This window comes from Arthrobacter sp. SDR-2R, from assembly GCF_057747955.1.
In genome coordinates this window covers 2,699,172-2,717,289 of the sequence record NZ_CM173231.1, presented here as the reverse complement: position 1 = coordinate 2,717,289, position 18,118 = coordinate 2,699,172, and the positions used below count along the sequence as shown (strand labels likewise).

16 protein-coding genes are annotated in these 18,118 nt (G+C 64.5%); 9 read left to right on the top strand and 7 right to left on the bottom strand.

Annotation, left to right across the window (positions count from 1 at the left end; all coding sequences use genetic code 11):
- Nucleotides 1–54 precede the first annotated feature (54 nt).
- Nucleotides 55–936 (bottom strand): KPN_02809 family neutral zinc metallopeptidase, encoded by an 882-nt coding sequence (ypfJ, locus tag AC3ANU_RS12655; RefSeq protein WP_026266205.1) that lies wholly within the window; start codon nucleotides 934–936, stop codon nucleotides 55–57.
- A 58-nt stretch (nucleotides 937–994) separates the two neighbouring features.
- Between ypfJ and AC3ANU_RS12650 the strand changes: the two genes are divergently transcribed.
- Nucleotides 995–2,401 (top strand): class I adenylate-forming enzyme family protein, encoded by a 1,407-nt coding sequence (locus AC3ANU_RS12650; RefSeq protein ID WP_488314628.1) that lies wholly within the window; start codon nucleotides 995–997, stop codon nucleotides 2,399–2,401.
- Nucleotides 2,394–3,593, top strand: coding sequence for a thiolase family protein (locus AC3ANU_RS12645; RefSeq protein WP_488314627.1), 1,200 nt, complete (start codon nucleotides 2,394–2,396; stop codon nucleotides 3,591–3,593). Before AC3ANU_RS12650 ends, AC3ANU_RS12645 begins: the two co-directional genes overlap by 8 nt.
- A 17-nt stretch (nucleotides 3,594–3,610) precedes the next feature.
- Here the strand turns inward: AC3ANU_RS12645 and AC3ANU_RS12640 are convergent, their stop codons facing one another.
- From AC3ANU_RS12640 to AC3ANU_RS12630, 3 genes are read right to left on the bottom strand one after another with little or no spacing between them, the layout of a single operon-like run.
- Nucleotides 3,611–4,234 carry an energy-coupling factor transporter transmembrane component T family protein gene (locus AC3ANU_RS12640; protein ID WP_056390257.1) on the bottom strand — a complete coding sequence of 208 codons (624 nt, stop codon included), beginning with the start codon at nucleotides 4,232–4,234 and terminating at the stop codon, nucleotides 3,611–3,613.
- On the bottom strand, nucleotides 4,231–4,962 hold the full coding sequence (locus tag AC3ANU_RS12635; protein WP_478223390.1) for an energy-coupling factor ABC transporter ATP-binding protein: 732 nt from the start codon (nucleotides 4,960–4,962) through the stop codon (nucleotides 4,231–4,233). Before AC3ANU_RS12635 ends, AC3ANU_RS12640 begins: the two co-directional genes overlap by 4 nt.
- 11 nt (nucleotides 4,963–4,973) lie before the next feature.
- Nucleotides 4,974–5,618: a biotin transporter BioY gene (locus AC3ANU_RS12630; protein WP_488314626.1), complete on the bottom strand. Its 645-nt coding sequence runs from the start codon at nucleotides 5,616–5,618 to the stop codon at nucleotides 4,974–4,976.
- Between the two features lie 553 nt (nucleotides 5,619–6,171).
- Between AC3ANU_RS12630 and AC3ANU_RS12625 the strand changes: the two genes are divergently transcribed.
- From AC3ANU_RS12625 to AC3ANU_RS12615, 3 genes are all read left to right on the top strand, one after another.
- A complete protein-coding gene (locus AC3ANU_RS12625; protein ID WP_488314625.1) occupies nucleotides 6,172–7,896 on the top strand; it encodes an IS30 family transposase in 1,725 nt (574 codons plus the stop codon).
- Nucleotides 7,897–8,762: 866 nt separating this feature from the next.
- Nucleotides 8,763–9,242: a GNAT family N-acetyltransferase gene (locus tag AC3ANU_RS12620; protein ID WP_018771177.1), complete on the top strand. Its 480-nt coding sequence runs from the start codon at nucleotides 8,763–8,765 to the stop codon at nucleotides 9,240–9,242.
- Nucleotides 9,243–9,279: 37 nt separating this feature from the next.
- Complete coding sequence (locus AC3ANU_RS12615) at nucleotides 9,280–9,570, top strand: antibiotic biosynthesis monooxygenase family protein (RefSeq protein ID WP_488314624.1); 291 nt, start codon at nucleotides 9,280–9,282, stop codon at nucleotides 9,568–9,570.
- A 273-nt stretch (nucleotides 9,571–9,843) separates the two neighbouring features.
- Here the strand turns inward: AC3ANU_RS12615 and AC3ANU_RS12610 are convergent, their stop codons facing one another.
- A complete protein-coding gene (locus AC3ANU_RS12610) occupies nucleotides 9,844–10,407 on the bottom strand; it encodes a dihydrofolate reductase family protein (protein ID WP_018771175.1) in 564 nt (187 codons plus the stop codon).
- A gap of 486 nt (nucleotides 10,408–10,893) precedes the next feature.
- Here AC3ANU_RS12610 and AC3ANU_RS12605 point away from each other — a divergent pair, with 486 nt between their 5' ends.
- From AC3ANU_RS12605 to AC3ANU_RS12595, 3 genes are all read left to right on the top strand, one after another.
- Nucleotides 10,894–13,131, top strand: coding sequence for an Ig-like domain-containing protein (locus tag AC3ANU_RS12605; RefSeq protein ID WP_478223385.1), 2,238 nt, complete (start codon nucleotides 10,894–10,896; stop codon nucleotides 13,129–13,131).
- Nucleotides 13,132–13,196: 65 nt separating this feature from the next.
- Nucleotides 13,197–13,634, top strand: a complete 438-nt coding sequence (locus AC3ANU_RS12600; RefSeq protein ID WP_018771173.1) for a VOC family protein — start codon at nucleotides 13,197–13,199, stop codon at nucleotides 13,632–13,634.
- Nucleotides 13,635–13,724: 90 nt separating this feature from the next.
- Nucleotides 13,725–14,738 carry a DUF808 domain-containing protein gene (locus AC3ANU_RS12595; protein ID WP_144599718.1) on the top strand — a complete coding sequence of 338 codons (1,014 nt, stop codon included), beginning with the start codon at nucleotides 13,725–13,727 and terminating at the stop codon, nucleotides 14,736–14,738.
- Nucleotides 14,739–14,766: 28 nt separating this feature from the next.
- On the opposite strand, the gene AC3ANU_RS12590 is transcribed toward AC3ANU_RS12595, so the two are convergent.
- Entirely contained in the window at nucleotides 14,767–15,831 is a 1,065-nt protein-coding gene (locus AC3ANU_RS12590) for a spore photoproduct lyase family protein (protein ID WP_488314623.1), read from the bottom strand.
- A 212-nt stretch (nucleotides 15,832–16,043) separates the two neighbouring features.
- On the opposite strand from AC3ANU_RS12590, the gene AC3ANU_RS12585 reads away from it, so the two are divergent.
- Nucleotides 16,044–17,642: an ABC-F family ATP-binding cassette domain-containing protein gene (locus AC3ANU_RS12585; protein WP_018771170.1), complete on the top strand. Its 1,599-nt coding sequence runs from the start codon at nucleotides 16,044–16,046 to the stop codon at nucleotides 17,640–17,642.
- On the opposite strand, the gene AC3ANU_RS12580 is transcribed toward AC3ANU_RS12585, so the two are convergent.
- A complete protein-coding gene (locus AC3ANU_RS12580; RefSeq protein WP_488314622.1) occupies nucleotides 17,639–18,115 on the bottom strand; it encodes a YbaK/EbsC family protein in 477 nt (158 codons plus the stop codon). The two genes, AC3ANU_RS12585 and AC3ANU_RS12580, sit on opposite strands and share 4 nt — an antisense overlap.
- Nucleotides 18,116–18,118 lie beyond the last annotated feature (3 nt).

The window sequence follows — 18,118 nt, the reverse complement described above, 5'->3', positions numbered from 1 at the left end:
GTCACCATTCCCGCGAAAGGTGACCGGCCGTCGTCGTACCCCGTTCCATCGAGGTTAGAGGCTGGCGGCGCTGAAGGTGTCGCACTGCTTGATGTCGCCGGTCTGGTAGCCCCGGCTGAACCACCGCTGGCGTTCCTCACTGGAGCCGTGTGTCCAGCCTTCGGGGGAGACACGTCCGGTGGCTGCCTTCTGGATCCGGTCATCGCCCACTGATGCGGCCGCCGACAACGCGTCGTTGACGTCCTGCTGGGTGAGCGGTTCCAGGTAGGGCTGCCCGGTGGACGGGTCCGGCGTGGTGGATGCGTACTTGGCCCACAGGCCTGCATAGCAATCCGCCTGCAGTTCCGTACGGACGGAACCGGACTCCGGTCCCTGCGGGTCCTGCTGCGCCCGCTGCAGATCGCCCAGCAGGTTCTGGACGTGGTGGCCGAACTCGTGCGCCACTACGTATTCCTGGGCCAGAGGTCCGCCTGAGGAACCGAACCGGTCCACGAGTTCCTGGAAGAAACCGGGATCAAAGTAGGCGGTAGTGTCCGTGGGGCAGTAGAAGGGCCCTACTTCGGAGGTTGCGGCCCCGCACCCGGTGTTGGTGCCGCCGCTGAAGATCACGGCCTCCGGGCGGGGGTACTGCACGTTGTACTGCTTCAGGTAGCCGGGCCAGAACGCATTGAGGCTGTTCACCGTGCCGGTGATCCGGCAGTCCAGGCGGGCATCGGCGTCCGCTCCGGTGGTGCAGGCCGGTGCCGTGCCCTGGGACTGTCCGCCGGCACCGTTGTCCACCAGCCCGCCGAGCATGTTCGGGTTGATTCCCAGCAGGAGCGCAACGAGCAGCACCAGGCCGCCGCCGATTCCGCCGCCGATTTTCACGCCGGTGCCCATGCCCCTACGGTCCTGGACCTGGGAAGGATCAAGCTGCACGTTGTCATTGAAACTCATATCGTCACAATACCCGCGGGCCGGGGGCTCAACCCGTGGCGGCAGGTAAAGTTGGTCCGTGCCTTTCCTCGACAAGATCCAGCTCTGGGCTGGGCAACGGCCGCAGGACACTGCCGTGGTGATCGCGGGCCGGCGACTGGACTGGGCGGAGCTGCTGGATGCCGCCGCGGGTCTGGTGCCGGAGATGAAGTCCGTCAGTACCCTGTGCGAGTCCAATTCGGTGGACTTTGCCGTGAAGTTCGCAGCCGCCGTGGCCGGCGGCCGCCAGTGCGCGGTCCTGGACCCTTCGTGGCCCGCACCGCTGCAGGAGGATATTGTCCGGCGGGTGGAGGCATGCGCCGTTCCGGCCCAGGTCTCCCCGGACGACGTGCTGGCCGACGGCCCGCCTGGCTCCAGCTTCCTCATCGGCCTCACTTCCGGCACTACGTCTGTACCCAAGGCGTTTACCCGCTCCCGGCGGTCATGGCAGCAGTCCTTCGACGCTTCAATCGAGTTTTTCGGGCTTCGCCAGGACGACGTCACCCTTGCGCCCGGGCCGCTGGCTGCCAGCCTGAACCTCTATGCCCTGGCCGAATGCCTCTACGCCGGATCCGAGTTCCAAACACTGGAGACGTTCGACGTCGGCGACGTCCACGCTGCCATCACCCACGACCGGGTCACCCGGCTGGTCCTGGTGCCCACCATGCTGCGGATGCTCAGCGAACGGGGGATGACAGGGTGCGTGGACGCCTCCGGAATCCGCACCATCATCTGTGCAGGCTCCAAACTCGATGCCCGCACCCTGGAAGCGGCACGGCGCTGGGCGCCGAACGCCACCATTTATGAGTACTACGGGGCCTCCGAGCTGAGCTTCGTCTCCGGCCTGGGCCTGGCCGCGGGACAGGTTCCGGCGGCGGGCGGTACGGGAATCGGGCGGCCCTTTCCCGGCGTGGACGTCCGGATCCTGGATGACGACGGCGGAGAGGTTCCGGATGGCGGCTACGGCAACATCTGCGTCCGCAGCGGCATGGTGAGCAACGGTTACCTGTGGGGCGACGACGGCGAGGCGCTGCGGTCCTTCGGCGACTGGTACACGGTGGGGGACCAGGGCTACCTTCTGGACGGCGAGCTGCACATCCTTGGCCGGCGCGCGGACATGATCCTTACCGCCGGAAGGAACGTCTACCCGCACGAGGTGGAACTGGCCCTGGCGGCAGTCCCGGGTGTGGCGGCAGCGGTGGCCGCCGGCGTGCCTGACGATCTGCGCGGCCAGCGCGTGGTGGCGGGAGTGGTTGCATCCCATGGCGGGCTGACGGCCACGCAGTTGCGCGCCGGCCTGGAGGATATCCTGTCCCGGCACAAGCGGCCCCTGCAGTACTACCTCCTGCCGGAACTTCCCACCACGGACCGCGGCAAGGTCAGCCGGAACCTGCTGCTGGAGTGGATCAACACCCGGGATCCCAGGGTACGGCCCCTTGGTGGCTGACGCGGTGCACGCTGAGCTCCTGCCACCGGACCGCCAGCCGGTGATCATCGCCGCCCGCCGCACCCCGGTGTGCCCGGTCAACGGAGCCCTGCGCACCCTGCGGGCACATGAACTCCTGGCCCCGGTGCTGCGCGCGCTCGTCTCCGAACTGTCCTTGGATCCGGACTCCGTTGCCGACGTCGTGATCGGCAACGCGGTGGGCGGCGGCGGAAACGTGGCCCGGTTGGCCTTGCTGGAGGCGGGTCTGCCCGTCACCGTACCCGGGATCACCGTGGACCGGCAGTGTGGCTCAGGACTGGACGCCATCGTCCTCGCGGCCCGGCTCGTGGCGGCAGGAGGCAGCCCCGTTTACCTGGCTGGGGGAGTGGAGAGCACCAGCACCGCGCCCCTGCGCGCCAACCGGAGGGACGACGGCGGCCCGGAGTTTTACGCCCGCGCCCAGTTTGTGCCGGCCAGCTACGGCGATCCGGACATGGGTACCGCCGCGGAAACGGTGGCCGCGGAATACGGAGTCGGCAGGGACCGCCAGGATGCCTTCGCCCTTGCCAGCCACCGGAAGGCCCTCACGGCGACCCGGGACCGGCGTTTCGCGGGCGAACTCGTGCCACTGGCCACCGCTGCCGGGACCGTCTCCGTCGATGGCGGCCCGCGGGCCGGCCTGACCCCCGCCATCATGGCAAGGTTCCCGGCCGCCTTCGTGCCGGGAGGAACCGTTACCGCCGGAAACTCCTGCTTCGACGCGGACGCCGCCGCCGCCGTCGTCATCACCTCCCTGGAGCGCGCACGCCGGCTGGGGGCACGCGACGGCCTGGTGGTGCGCGGCACCGGCACAGCCGGCGTGGCCCCCCAGGTACTGGGGATCGGTGCTGCCCCTGCCGCGCGGGAGGTGCTGGCCCGTGCCGGGGTGTCAGCCGGCGAGGTGGACCTGGTGGAATTCAATGAGGCGTTCGCGTCGCAGGCACTTGCCTGCCTGGACCAGCTTGGCATCGATCCCGAGCGGGCAAACCTCGACGGCGGTGCGTTGGCTCTGGGGCATGCCTACGGTGCGTCCGGGGCCGTCCTGGTGACGCGGCTGCTGGCCCAGGCGAGGGGCGCCGGCACGCCGGGAACCCTGGGGCTGGCGATGATCAGCATGGCGGGCGGCATGGGGACCGCGGCACTGCTGGAGTACCGGCAGCTGGCGCCAGCCTGATCTTCAGGGGGGCTGTGTCAGTCCTCGGCCTCGCCGAGGCCGCGGGCGGCGAGCGCTTCGCCGGTTTGGCGGGCGTAGGCCACGGAGGTGATGAACACGGGCAGGATCAATGCGCGCGGGTTGCGCTCCAGGCCCCGTGCCCGGGCGGAATCGCGGACGTCGGCGAACGTGCCGGCAATGAACGGGATGCTGCGGAGCATGATGCCAATAGTCAGGGCGAAGCGTTCAGGATCAGCGCCGAGCCTCCTGAACGGACGCGCCAGCCGGACAACGCCATCCAGGAGCTGTTGAATGGGTGTGGTGGCGGTGAGCAGGGACGCCGCCACCACGCAGACCAGGATGTTCAGGACGATCCGCGCCGCAGTGGGGCCGCCGAGCTGCCACCACTGGAAGAACCCGATGGCCAACAGCACTGGAGCCAGCGGCCGGACGGCTCCCCAGATCCGTCTCGCGCCGGCGCCTGCCAACAGGAACAGTCCGGTGAGCATGGCCAGCACGGCAGCGGAGATGCGCCAATCCACGATGACGAAGGACGCCAGGCCGCAGGCAAACACAAGCCCGAACTTCAGCGCCAGCGGTGCGCGGTGAAGAAGGGAGTTGCCTGGCACGTAATTGGCCAGGAGGAATCCGTGGCCCCTCACGGAGCGTCCCTGCCTGCCGGATTCAGCCCCTGCAGGCACCACGAACGGTAGGCTGCCACGGCTTCGCCAGGGGCGCCGTCGAATGCCACGCGGCCTGCTTCGATGACCAGGACGCGGTCCATTTCCAGTGCCAGGTCCAGGTCATGGGTGGACATGATGATCTGCTGGTCCAGGTTGGCCAGCGTCCGGCGGAGCAGCTCACGGTTGCGCAGGTCAAGGAGGGTGGAGGGTTCATCCAGGACCAGGACCGCAGGGTTCACTGCGAGCACGGCGGCGAGCGCCATGAGCTGGCGCTCACCGCCGGACAGCTCGTAGATGCTCTGGTCGGCCAGGTGCAGGAGCCCCAGCCGTTCGAGCGCCTGGCCGGCCTGGCGGCGCCGCTCGGGGCCGTTTTTCACGGAACGGCGCAGGGAAAGCTCCACATCCTCCCTGCCGGTGGGCATCACCAGCTGGGAGAGGGGATCGGTGAAGACGAAGCCGACGTTCCGCCTGACTTTCCGCACGGCACGCACTGTATCGTCGCCGTCGACCGTCACCGTGCCGGTGGTGGGCTGGATGAGCCCGTTGACCAGGCGCAGCAGCGTTGACTTGCCCGAGCCGTTGGCGCCGATGACGCCCACGCGTGCCTCCTCCAGCCGGAGGGTCACCGCGTCAAGGAGGACTTTGGGCTGTGCGGAGTTCTCCGTTTCGACGGCGACGGACGCCTGGTCAAAGGTCACTGCGGGCATGGCGGGAGGTCCTAGGCGCTTTCGGACGCGGCGGTACGCCGGCGCGCGCGGCGGACCAGGACGTCGGGGAAGGCGCGGTGAAGGGCGACGGCGATCGCGGCGGCGAGGACATTCTTGATGATGTCGCCCGGGTAGAAGACCAGGTCGCTCAGGAAGGCCTGCTCCAGGGTGGCCTTGGAGTTCAGCGCGATGCCCAGGATGCCCAGCGAGTGCACAACCACGATGCTCGTGGCCGTGGCAGCCACGAAGAACCAGAGGGCGCGGGCCTTGGTGGTGCGTTTGATCACCACGGTGGCCAGCCATCCCACGACGCCTGCGGCGATGGGGAAGGCGATGATGTAGCCGGCCGAGGGTCCGGCGAGGATGCCCAGGCCGCTGCGGCCCTGGCTGAAGATGGGCAGGCCGGCCAGGCCAAGGAGCGTGTAAAGCCCGACGGCGGCGAACCCGCGGGCGGGGCCCAGCACCAGTCCGGTGAGCATGACGGCCAGGGTCTGGAAGGTGATGGGGACGCCGAAGCCGTTCAGGGCCAGTCCGGGCACCAGGGCTGCGCCGGCCACGAGGGCGGCAAAAACGGCGATCAGCCCAAGGTCAGTGCCGTTCCAGCGGCGGCGCTCCGTCCGCGGGCCGTTCTTGGGGGTGGTCTCGGTATTGCTCATGGTGGTCCTGTCGGGGTTGTACAAGCGGAATCTAATGTACAGCCGACGCTACCGGGGTGGATCACCGCCCATTTTGTAGGGGATCTACTAAACCGGGCCGCGCCTGCCTCGGGCTGGGCACAAAGAGCCCTCGGTCACGGGTCTTGTCGCTTCTTCCGGCGCGTGAGGCCCCCACTGTTGATCGTACCGACGAGGCTCCTATCCACTGGTGGCTGCACCTCTTCCACCGAACGGTTGTCAGACTTTGTTGCGGGAGTCTCCCGGCTTCTGGGTCTCGGGGGAGAACCCCAGGAGCAGGTGACGACACCGGCGGCGCCAGGGCGTGGCCCCCGTCCTACCGGCCTCACGTCGAATCGTGTAGGCGCCGCAGGCGCAGCTGGCCGGCGCGCATCCCACTGCCATGCCGGCGTACCTTGGTCCTCATGCCCCCATCTGCTCCGACGTCTCGAAACCGTCCAGAAAACCACCGGTTTTGAGACGATTTGATGTGTAGCGGTTAGGGCACCCCTGATTCTGTTGATCGAAGCAACACCCAATCCAGGGAGTTCCTTCGATGTATCAACAGTTCGATTCGCCCACCGGTGTCAGGTTTCTTGCTCTCATAAAGGAGGGCAAGAGTTTCAGATTATCAGTACGGGTGACCGGAGTCGGTAAGGAGACGGGTTACCGGTGGCTGCGTGATGAGTACCTCCGATTCCGCAGCAAAGGCCTCGACCACGTAGCTGCCCAGGTCGAACTGGGATTCACGTCACGCAATGCCGAGAAATGGAACGAACGCTTCCTGAGAAGCTCCGGGCGCCATCACTTCCAAGTCGACCCAGCTGTTGAGGAAGCGTTCTGGTCCTCATACTCCACCGGCATGAGCGTATTGGCTGCTGCAACATCAGCAGGCGTAAAGCACACGACAGGGTACCGGTGGGTCTACCGGCGTTTCATCGCTCTGCGAAGTGGACTTCCGCTGGCAGAGGTTGTCGATGCGTTACGACTGTCCCCGGGGACAACCGTTAGATGGGAAGCCCAACGGAGAAAAGAACTGGAAGCCGAAAAAGCACGTCTGCTGAAAGCCGAGCGGGAAGCGATTCGGACCGCGAGGATCGTTGCCGAGAGGGTTGCAGCTCCTTTGTCTCCAGCACAAAAGCGACGCGCGTTACGGGAGACACGATATTGGGAGTTGGTGGGCTCCGGTGCTTCCAATGCTGCCGCCTGCAGGATGTTGGGCGTGAGCAGGGTTATCGGGACAAGGCTTCGGAACCAGAGGGCGCAACAGCCACGGGCCAGCCTCAAACCACCATCGGGCAGGTACTTGTGCCTGCGCGAGAGGCTTCAAATGGCGGACCTGCTCCGCTTGGGATGTTCTCTGCGGCAAATTGGCAGGGAGCTGGGGAGGCATGCCTCGACCATCAAACGGGAGCTTGACCGGCACCGTGATCCCCGGGGGCGCTACTTGCCCCATATCGCCGATCACGAAGCGCGCAGCCAGCGACGTCGGCCGAGGGATCGGAAATTGCACGCTAATCCACGCCTGCACGCACTGGTGCAAACAAAGCTAACCAGTCACTGGTCGCCGGAGCAGATCTGCGGGTGGTTGGCGCTGGAATTTCCCGCTGAACCAGCGCTGCGGCTCTGTCCGGAGACAATCTACCAAGCACTATTGTTCGGCGATCATGGCGGGCTAAGAACGGCTGGCAAGCCACGCCTGCGCACAGGGCGAAAGATTCGTAAGCACCGCTGGCGGACAGGATCAGGTCATGGTTCCGTCGTGAAGAACATGACGATGATTCACGAAAGACCGCCAGAGGTTGATGCCAAAGAAGAGGCCGGCCACTGGGAAGGTGACCTCATCGTGGGGGTTGGTTCCGCATCCGCTATGGTCACCTTACGGGAACGAAAGACCCACTACGGAATCATCATCAACCTTCCGCACGGACACACCGCAGCGCAGACCAACCAAGCGATCATCGCTGCCTTCTCAGGCTTGCCGGCTCACCTGAAGCAGACACTGACTTGGGACCAAGGCGTGGAAATGGCCCGTCATCAGGAATTAGCGGCCGCTACCGGACTGCGGATCTACTTCGCGGAGCGGTCCAGCCCCTGGCAACGCGGCGCGAATGAGAACTTTAATGGCCTCGCGCGCCAATACTTCCCAAAGGGTACGGATCTCTCCGTCCATTCAGAGGTCCACGTCAAACAGGTCTGCGTCGAGCTGAACAGCAGGCCACGCAAAAGCCTCGGCTACCTCACTCCGGCAGCAATCTTTCAATTCTCGACGGACGGATAGGCTCCCGCGCCAAGAGCCTCCAGCTGCCGACTGGCGACGCCTCTCTCGCGTCCCGTCAGTCTGCCCCTATCCTCCGGTTCACAACGTGGCCTGCAGTGGCAGCACTCTTCAGTAGATCTTCAAGGCGATTCCTAAAAGACTGTTCTGCGCCGAAAAAAGTTCGGTCCGTCAAACGCCACCCGAAAGTGTCAAAAGCGCGTGCCTGAAGCTTGCACCCGTCATCGATTGCTGTCGCCGTAACCTCCAGGGCAACTGGAAGAACTTTCTCGCCTGAAAGGAGGTTTCCGAGGATCCTATAAAACCAATTAGAGCCAGCACGGATACGTACCGCTCCGCCGTCGATTTCAACCTTCGCGCGTGACTTAGCGAACGATCCCGCAATGGCTTCGATGGCGGCGCTGGCACCTAAGGGCGATCGCCAGTGCTCAGTTATCTCCACGATTGGTTTTCCCTTGTAACCATCAAGGCCCACGACAACGCCCCCTTCATTGCGGAAGGACGTGTTCTTTGGACGTCCCGGTACCGAATCTACAGGCGATCTTTCTAATGAGGGATAACCTCTTTGCGCAGCCTATCCAGGGGGCCGTTCTATAGCTCCCCTTCGTACTCTCGTAGACTTCAACCACAGGGCGACAGAGCCCGAAAGTAGCCCGTTGTTGCGTCGACCACTTGAATCCGCCGCACCTTCACCGTGCAATCATCGTGCGGGGTAAACGTGCATAGGGAGGCCAGCAACGGTGCCGAGGGAAGAATCTTGCGTGGCCGCGCGCTCGGCCACCGGCTTACGGGCGGTACATCGTCACTTCCCCAGGCTGAGCCAATGCGCACTGAGATATCCCTGCTCGTCGTCGTGACAGGATCGACTAATGAACCTAACACCACTTCCAGACGTTCGTGCGGAGCAGGGAAGCGCGTCCGCACGGGACGCGGCCGGAATCTGGGCTCGCGCTACCGCTCTGCGGGATCAACTCCCCGTAATTCCAGCGGTCGACGACAAACTGCCGGGTATTGAATCAGCGCTTGCCCTTGACGGGGCGCTGCTACTAATGGCCCGTACTGGTGATCGCGCGATGGCGTTCTCGATCGTCGTTCCTCGACTGGATGTTTTGGAAGTGCTCTATCTAGCAGTTGACCCGGAAGCCTGGGGCAACGGTCTTGCGCGCCAACTCCTTGATCATGTCCGACGCCACTCGCTGGACGTGCAGATTTCTATGGAGCTTTGGGTTATCGCTGACAACACGAGAGCCATCGCCTCCTACGAAAGTGCCGGCTGGATTCCAACGTCCGACGTTAAGGTTCGCAACTCGCCGGGCCGGCCGGAACGACGCTACATCCTGTCCCCGTAAGGGATCGTCAACCGGACGGCTGTGAGAAGCTGAGCGAGTGATTCTGGAGCACGCGATCCTCCCCGTCCGTACCGGCAGCGAGTCGGATTTCGAAGAGGCATTCCGGGTGGCGCGACCTCTGATCAGCAGGCAGCCGGGGTTCCGCAGTCTTTCGATTTCGCGGTCGATCGAGTCCCCAAACGTGTACCTTCTCCTCGTTGAGTGGGATTCGATGGAAGCTCACACCGACGGCTTCCGTGGGTCCGCCGACTACGAGCAATGGAAGGGCCTGCTGCACCATTTCTACGACCCGTTCCCGGTCGTTGAGCACTTCACAACGGTGCGGTAGCCGATCCCCTTGCGGACAGCCAAACTCGTCCCCTGGTCCGTCTGGATCTGTCTCATGACTCGGGTAAGTAAGAGTCCCGGTGTTTCGAGGTGCAGAGGCCTTCGAGGCACCGAATGGGCCCAATTGAATGGGCCGCTGCCCCTCAGTCGGATCCATACCCGGACGGTCGCCTTTGGTGAAGAACACGATCCTGCACGAACGTCCATCGCCTCATAACAGAGTGCAGCGAGATGCTTGGTTGGCCCGGGGCCATGCTGACCCGACGTCGGGTATTCAGCGCCTGGTCTCGTACCTGGTCAGCAGCACGCCGTCGGGAAACGGCCGGGTCTCCACCAGGCTCAGGTTTACCCAGTTGTCCAGGGCGGTGAAGAACGGCGTGCCGCCGCCCACCAGGACCGGATGGGTGACGAGCACGTAGTCGTCGATCAGCCCGGCCCGCATGGCCGCCCCGGCGAGTGTGGCACCGCTGATGTCCATGGCGCCGCCGTCGCCGGCCTTGAGCCGGGTGATTTCGGTGACCGCGTCGCCGGTGACCAGGCGGGTGTTCCAGCCGACCGTGCTGATAGTCGAGGAGAACACTGCCTTCGGCATCTCCCGCCAGCGGTGGGCGAACTCGATCTGCGCCGGTGTGGCGCCAGGCTGCTGGTCGGCAGTCGGCCAGTGGGAGCTCATGGTCTCCCACAGTTTGCGCCCGTACAGCGCCAGCCCGGTCACCGCAACCCGGTCCGACCACCATTGGAACAGCTCGTCGCTCGGTACGCCCCAGCCGAGGTTGTCCCCGGGCGCGGCAATGTAGCCATCCACGCTCATGTTCATGGCGAAGGTGAGGTTGCGCATGGCGATAGTCTCCCGTCGTTTGGTATTCGCTGTACAGACCGGCGGTTGACGGAGGTGGACCCGTGTGCGCTCCGCAGGCGATAGGAAGTGCCGGAACGGATCACGAGCGGTAGTCCATACACCGCTGCAAACATCCAGCAGAACTGTCAATTCAGACGTAAATGGTTTCGTGCTGAAAATGCTTTTTAGCAGGCCTCCACAAAATTGAAGTCTATGCAATAACAATGTGGAACTGCTGTGGAAACCCGAAGAATACGTTCCTTTTGCCGTGTAGGGGCAGGGATTAGGGGGAGCCCGGGATTGTTTCGGATGCCCCCAGCAATGACACTGAACGAACTGATAATTGGCGGTGGCATTGGACTCCGGGGAGCTAAATTGATTTATAGTCCGTTTTTCCACAGGGGCGAGCGTGGCAGTAGTTCCAGAAGGGCCGCGCTTTTCCAATTGCTAGGACTTGATCGCTTGGCTTGCGGCCTCCTGACAGCGATGTTGGTTGTGCTGGCTGCTCTGGCAGTGCCGGTCCCGGCGTCGGCTGCCACCGGTGATGTTGGCGTTGAAGGTCCATCGCATACAGGAACGGACAGTCCCACGGGCACCAAGCGGGCCACCAGTTCGCTGTGGTTCACCGACGGCTCCTGGTGGGGCAACCTGTGGAGTTCGGCCACGTCGGATTTCCACATCTTCAGGTTCAATGCCGCGACGGGTTCCTGGGTGGATACGGGTGTGGCAACTGATCCCCGCCCAAGCACCCACCACGACGTGTTGTGGGACGGGAAGACGCTGTATGTGGCCAGCTACCGGTTCGTTAACGACGAGCTGCCGGCTGAGCCCAACTACCCCACAACATTGCGCCGCTACAGCTATGACTCGAGCACCAAAAAGTACAGCCTGCTGAGTTCCACCCAGATCAACAACTCCAAAGTTGAGGTCCTGACCATCGATAAGGACACCACTGGCAGGGTCTGGGCCACGTGGCAGCAGGGAAACAGGATCTACCTCAACGTGACCGCCACGGACGGCAAAACGTGGGGAACCCCCTTCCAGCATCCGGCATCGATGAGCAACGTCTCCGTGGATGACACGTCGGCCGTTATCGCGTTCGACGGGAAGATGGGCGTCATGTGGAGCCGGCAGGTCGGCGACTCCACCGATGGCATGTACTGGAGCTACCACGTCGACGGCGCCTCGACCACGTCCTGGAGCACCCCCGTTGCGGCAGTTTCGGGCCAGAGCAGCAGCGATGACCATATGAATCTGAAGTGGCTGGACTCCTCGGGTGGCAGGGTTTTCGCCGCTATCAAGACGTCCTACACGTCAGCATCGCAGCCCCTGATACAGCTCCTGGCACTCAGTGGAACCACGTGGTCGGCGCACACGATCGCAACCGTGGCGGAGTGTCCCAACCGCGTGATCGTGATGATTGACGAGAGCACCCAGCGGCTGCGTACTTTCGCCACCTATCCGAAACCTAGCGGCACGACGGATGCCGGTGTCTGCACCAGTACGGGAGGCGCGATCTACGAGAAGTCCACGCCGCTGGACAAGATCAGCTTCACCACCACCAAGACAGCCCGCATCGTGGACGCCGACCAATATGTGCACAACGTGACCTCGACCAAACAAAACCTCAACAGTGCCGACCGTGGCACGGCGAACAGCGGCCTGCTGGTGCTTGCGGATGCGAATGCGACCAGCCGGTACTGGCACTACTACGATCCGACCGGCGGCGGCAGCACTGATACGGCAGCCCCCACCGTGACGGCGACGTCTCCCGCTGCCGGTGCCACGGGTGTGGCAGTGGCGGCGAACGTGACCGGGACGTTCTCGGAGGCCATGACTGCCTCGACGATTACAGCGAACACGTTCACCTTGAAGACGGGGACGACGACGGTGCCGGCCGCCGTGTCGTACAACAGCACAGACAAAGTGGCCACATTGAACCCCAGTGCCGACCTGGCGGCCGGTTCGACGTACACGGCAACCATCACGGGCGGCGTGGCCGGGGTAAAGGATGCAGCAGGCAATCCTCTGGCATCGGACAGGACGTGGACCTTCACCACGGCTGCGCCCGCACCCGCGCAGACTCCCATTGCGGTGAAGGCGGCGTCACTCAACGGTGGGCTGGGAGCAGCCACCACCCCGGAGATCTACGGCCTGAAGGACAACGGCGGATACCAGTGTTTTGAACGCGGATGCATCCTCTACTCGCCGGCAACAGGGGCCCACATCTCGGTGGGGGCGATCCGCAGTCTTTGGGCGGCCACGGGGTTTGAAAACGGCGGGCTGGGATACCCGGTCACCGACGAAGTGGGCGGGCTCAGGGACGGCGGGGTGTACCAGAACTACCAGGGCGGCGCCATCATCTGGTCGCCGGCAACAGGGGCCCACATCTCGGTGGGGGCGATCCGCAGTCTTTGGGCGGCCACGGGGTTTGAAAACGGCGGGCTGGGATACCCGGTCACCGACGAAGTGGGCGGGCTCAGGGACGGCGGGGTGTACCAGAACTACCAGGGCGGCGCCATCATCTGGTCGCCGGCAACAGGGGCCCACATCTCCGTTGGCGGCATCCGTTCAATCTGGGCCTCCACAGGGTTTGAATCCGGCCGCCTCGGATACCCCACCAGTAACGAATACGCGACGGGCAATGACGGAAGCGTGGCCCAGAACTACCAGGGCGGCGTTATTCACTGGAGCCCGACCCGGTCCTACATCTCATGGTTCTGAGGACCGGACCGGCGCGTTGTCCGTTTGGTGTCCTGAAACCCCCTGCGACTTGGTAATGTCTGGCCATGCCCATCAAGCTGGAAAACGTCGGCATAGCCGTCCGCGACCTTGACGCGGCCATCGCGTTCTTTACCGATCTCGGACTCACCGTCCTGGGCCGGCAGACGGTCAGTGGAGAGTGGGCGGACACCGCCGTGGGCCTTGACGGGAACCACGCCAAAATCGCCATGCTCCAAACCCCGGACGGACACGGCCGCCTTGAGCTCTTCGAGTACATCCACCCCGCGGCGATCGAGACTCCACCCACGTTGCCCAACGAGATCGGCATGCACCGCGTCGCATTCTCAGTGGAGGACATCGACGCAGCACTTGAAATCGCGGCGACGCACGGCTGCCACCCCCTGCGCGGTGTGGCCACCTACGAAGACGTCTACAAGCTGACCTACGTCCGGGGGCCCAGCGGCATCATCGTAATGCTCGCCGAGGAACTGAAGAAGGGCTGAGCGCCCGCTGCAATATACTCCCAACATGCCCTTCTCGCACCCAGCCCTCAATACCCATCGGTCCGTTACCGTGCTGCGCGGAGGCCAGCTGTGAGCGGCGGCCTGGTTGCCCTGCTCGATGACGTTGCGGCCCTGGCCCGGATTGCGGCCGCCTCGGTGGACGACGTCGCGGCCGGCGCCGCCAAGGCTGGGGCCAAGGCCGCGGGCGTCGTGATCGACGACGCCGCCGTCACCCCGCAGTATGTGTCGGGCTCGGACCCGTCCCGTGAACTGCCGATGATCAAGAAGATCTTTTGGGGCTCCATCCGGAACAAACTCCTGATCATCCTCCCGGCCCTGCTGCTCATCAGCGCGTTCGTCCCGGGAATCATCCCGTTCATCCTCATGCTGGGCGGCACCTACCTCTGCTACGAGGGCGCAGAAAAGGTCTGGCACAAACTCCGCGGCGGCCACGAAGAGGACGGGGATACTCCGGCGGTGGACCGCGGGCACGATGCAGAGGCCAAGGTGGTCAAGGGCGCCATCACCACGGACTTCATCCTGTCCTGCGAAATCATGGTCATCTCCATGAACGAGGTTGCCGCCGAGTCCATCTGGGTCCGCGCATTCATCCTGGTCATGGTCGCGTTCGCCATCACGGTGCTTGTCTATGGCGCGGTTGCACTCATCGTCAAGATGGACGACATCGGGGTCCATCTGGCTGCCAAGGACTCTCCCCGCGCCAAGCGCCTTGGGCATCTGCTGGTGAGGGGCATGCCCGCCGTGCTGACCACCATTACCTTGGTGGGAACAATCGCCATGCTGTGGGTGGGCGGGCACATCATGGTGCAGGGGGCACACGACCTCGGCTGGCATGCACCCTATGACCTGATCCATGCACTCGAGCACCCGGTGGCCGGGGTTGCGGTTGTGGGCGGCTTCCTGGCTTGGCTGGTCGACACCCTGTGCTCGGCAGTTATCGGTCTCGCCTGGGGCCTGGTAATCCTGGCAGTCGTAGGACCGCTGCTGAAAGTACTGCCGTTCGGCAAGGCCAAGGGCGGCCACGACGAGCACGCGGAAACGACCCGGGCCGAGGCCCCTGGCCCGAAGAAGCATGACGCCTGACGGACAGCGCGTACCTCGGGAGCGAACCCTAGAACGCGTAGCGGATGCGGCAGTAGGGAGTTAACTTCCCCATCAGTGTGGTGAGCTGCCGGACGTACCCCGCCTTCGCCCGCGCCCGGTACCGGACGTTGCTGAAACCGTTCGACGAGACCTTGGCTTCCTGGAGATCGGGACGCCACAGGACGTCTTCAGCCTGCGGATGCCAGCCCAGGTTGACCTGGTGCAGCTGGTCATTGTGCGTCAGGAAAATGACTTCCGCGGCCAGCTGCTCCTTGGCCGCCGACGTCAGGGTCGAATCGAGTTGGCGCAGCAGCTGCTCCCAGTCCGAGAGCCAGGTGTCGGTGATGATGACGGGGGAGAAGTTCACATGCACCTGGTAGCCGGCCTCAACAAAGTCGTTGATGGCGGCCATCCTCTCCGCCACCGGCGACGTCCGGACGTCAATGGACTTCGCCAGGTCCGCGGGCATCAGCGAAAAGCGGATCCGGGTGTGCCCGCCGTGCTCCCAGTCCAGCATTGCCGGGTTGACGAACTTGGTGGCAAAGGACAGCTTCGCATTGGGCAGTTCGCGGAAAAGCGTGACAAGCTCCTCCACGTTGTCGCTGATCAGTGCATCGACCGAGCAGTCACTGTTTTCGCCGATGTCGTAGACCCAGAGTTCCGGGTCGCACTGGTTGGGCTCCAGCTTGATCCCCTGGCGGACGGCGTGCCGCTCAATGGCTCCGGCGATCTGGCCAATGTTGGCGAAGACCGTGACCGGATTGCTGTAGCCCTTGTGGCGCGGCACGTAGCAGTAGGCGCAGGCCATGGCGCAGCCGTTGGCTGTGGAGGGTGCGATGAAGTCTGCTGACCGCCCATTGGGCTTGACGGCCAGCGACTTCTTGACGCCAAGGACCAGCGCTTCTGTCTTGATCCGGGACCAGCGCGGGACGTTGGTTTCGTCACCATGCACGTCCGGAATGTTCCAATGGTTTTCGACCAGTACGACGTCGGCATCCGGCCAGCGTGCCACGATCTCCTGTCCCCGGGGCAGCTCCAACGCGGCAGGCTGGGCGTAGATGCGCCGGATCTGGAGCAGCCGATCGAATTCCATGACCTCATTCTCTCCGACACTCCGGGGCCGCAGGCCGCGGTGACGCCCACGGCATCAGCAGCAATTCCCCGCAGCAGGTTCCCGCGGAAAGTGCACTGCTCCGGCGGACGGTAGACTGGACTGTGCCGTTCTCCGGCCACTCTGCCCCAGCGTCCCTTACGTAGTACGTGCGCGGACCAGGGCGTTCCCTGTTGTGAAAGGCCTTACCTGCTGTGATTACTGTCCAGGATCTTGAACTGCGTGCCGGTGCCCGGCTCCTGATGGACCAGGTGAGCTTCCGCATCGATAAAGGGGACAAGATCGGCCTGGTGGGCCGGAACGGCGCCGGCAAGACCACGCTGACGCGTGTCCTTGCGGGCGAAGGCCTTCCCGCGGCCGGCAAGGTGACCCGAAGCGGTGAAATTGGCTACCTGCCCCAGGACCCGCGCACCCCTGACATGGAGCAGCTGGCACGGGACCGGATCCTCTCCGCCCGCGGCCTGGACATCGTGGTCGGGAAACTCCGCAAGGCGCACGACGAGATGGCAAGCGAGGACGCCGACGTCCAGCGCAAGGCCATGAACCGGTACGACCGGCTGGAGTCCGAATTCCTCGCGGCCGGCGGTTATGCCGCCGAGGCCGAAGCTGCCTCCATCTGTTCCAACCTGGCACTCCCTGACCGCCTGCTGAACCAGCCGCTCAAAACACTTTCCGGTGGCCAGCGGCGCCGCGTGGAGCTCGCACGCATCCTCTATTCCGATGCCGAAACCATGCTCCTGGACGAACCCACGAACCACCTGGACGCCGATTCCATCGCCTGGCTGCGTGACTTCCTGAAAAACCACCAGGGCGGCCTGATCGTCATCAGCCACGACACCGACCTGCTGGAAGCAACCGTCAACAAAGTGTTCCTGCTGGACGCCAACCGTGCCCAGATCGATTTCTACAACATGGACTGGAAGCGGTACCTGCTGCAGCGGGAGACGGACGAGCGTGCCCGGAAGCGTGAACGGGCCAACGCAGAGAAGAAGGCACAGGTCCTCATGGACCAGGCCAACAAGATGCGTGCGAAGGCCACCAAGGCCGTGGCCGCACAGAACATGGCCAAGCGCGCCGAACGGCTGCTCAGCGGACTGGAAGCCGTCCGCGAGCAGGACCGCGTGGCAGCCCTCCGGTTCCCGGACCCGTCACCCTGCGGCAAGACCCCGCTTACCGCCGACGGTCTCAGCAAGTCCTACGGCTCGCTGGAGATCTTCACCGACGTGGACCTGGCCATCGACCGAGGTTCCAAGGTGGTCATCCTGGGCCTCAACGGCGCCGGCAAGACCACGCTGCTGCGCATGCTCGCGGGGGTGGACACCCCTGATACCGGCGAAGTCATCCCGGGCCACGGGCTGAAGGTGGGCTACTACGCGCAGGAACACGAAACCCTGGACCACGACCGCACGGTGCTTGAGAACATGCGTTCCGCTGCGCCGGACATGAAGGACGCCGAGGTGCGCGGCATCCTCGGTTCCTTCCTCTTCTCCGGCGACGACGTCGACAAGCCGGCAGGCGTGCTCTCCGGCGGCGAGAAGACGCGCCTGGCCCTGGCCACCATCGTGGCCTCCAGCGCCAACGTCCTCCTCCTCGACGAACCCACCAACAACCTGGACCCCGCCAGCCGCGCCGAAATCCTCGGCGCCCTGCGCAACTACACCGGCGCCGTCGTCCTGGTCAGCCACGACGAGGGCGCTGTTGAAGCCCTGAACCCCGAACGCGTGGTCATGCTTCCCGATGGCGTCGAAGACCTCTGGAACGAGGACTACCTGGACCTGATCACCCTGGCCTAGCGCACCTTCAGCTCCAGGGCGCCGGTGATCCTCCGGAGCTGGGCGTAGGTGATGCTGAACATTGACTGGTGGTCCCCTGCTCCGGCCCAGAGGGTTTCGTGCTCCTGGAGGCTCAAGTCCAGCAGGGTCCTGATTCGCTTCGGGTGGCCGACCGGGGCTACCCCGCCTACCTCCTGGCCGGTATGTTCCAGGACGAAGGCAGGGGAGGCGCGCCGGATCCGGCCCTGGGCCAATTGCCCGGCCACGAGCTTTGTATCGACGCGCGCGGCACCGCTTGCGAGGATCAGCAGCGGCTCACCGTTGAGGTCGAAGACCAGGCTGTTGGTGATGGCCGCCAGATCGCACTTCAGAGCTTTTGCAGCCGCCGCCGCCGTCGGCACCCCGGCTTCAAAGGTCCGCACCGTGTCGCCGACTCCGGCACCCACCAAGGCCGCCCGCACCAAGGCGACAGGGCCGCCGTCGTCCGTGGTCATGCC

Coding starts and splice junctions, on each gene's coding strand:
- ypfJ (WP_026266205.1), bottom strand. CDS start 936: ATGAGTTTCAATGACAACGTGCAGCTTGATCCTTCCCAGGTCCAGGAC.
- AC3ANU_RS12610 (WP_018771175.1), bottom strand. CDS start 10,407: ATGCGCAACCTCACCTTCGCCATGAACATGAGCGTGGATGGCTACATT.
- AC3ANU_RS12590 (WP_488314623.1), bottom strand. CDS start 15,831: ATGGAATTCGATCGGCTGCTCCAGATCCGGCGCATCTACGCCCAGCCT.
- AC3ANU_RS12625 (WP_488314625.1), top strand. CDS start 6,172: ATGTATCAACAGTTCGATTCGCCCACCGGTGTCAGGTTTCTTGCTCTC.
- AC3ANU_RS12620 (WP_018771177.1), top strand. CDS start 8,763: ATGAACCTAACACCACTTCCAGACGTTCGTGCGGAGCAGGGAAGCGCG.
- AC3ANU_RS12600 (WP_018771173.1), top strand. CDS start 13,197: ATGCCCATCAAGCTGGAAAACGTCGGCATAGCCGTCCGCGACCTTGAC.
- AC3ANU_RS12635 (WP_478223390.1), bottom strand. CDS start 4,962: ATGCCCGCAGTGACCTTTGACCAGGCGTCCGTCGCCGTCGAAACGGAG.
- AC3ANU_RS12630 (WP_488314626.1), bottom strand. CDS start 5,618: ATGAGCAATACCGAGACCACCCCCAAGAACGGCCCGCGGACGGAGCGC.
- AC3ANU_RS12605 (WP_478223385.1), top strand. CDS start 10,894: ATGTTGGTTGTGCTGGCTGCTCTGGCAGTGCCGGTCCCGGCGTCGGCT.
- AC3ANU_RS12580 (WP_488314622.1), bottom strand. CDS start 18,115: ATGACCACGGACGACGGCGGCCCTGTCGCCTTGGTGCGGGCGGCCTTG.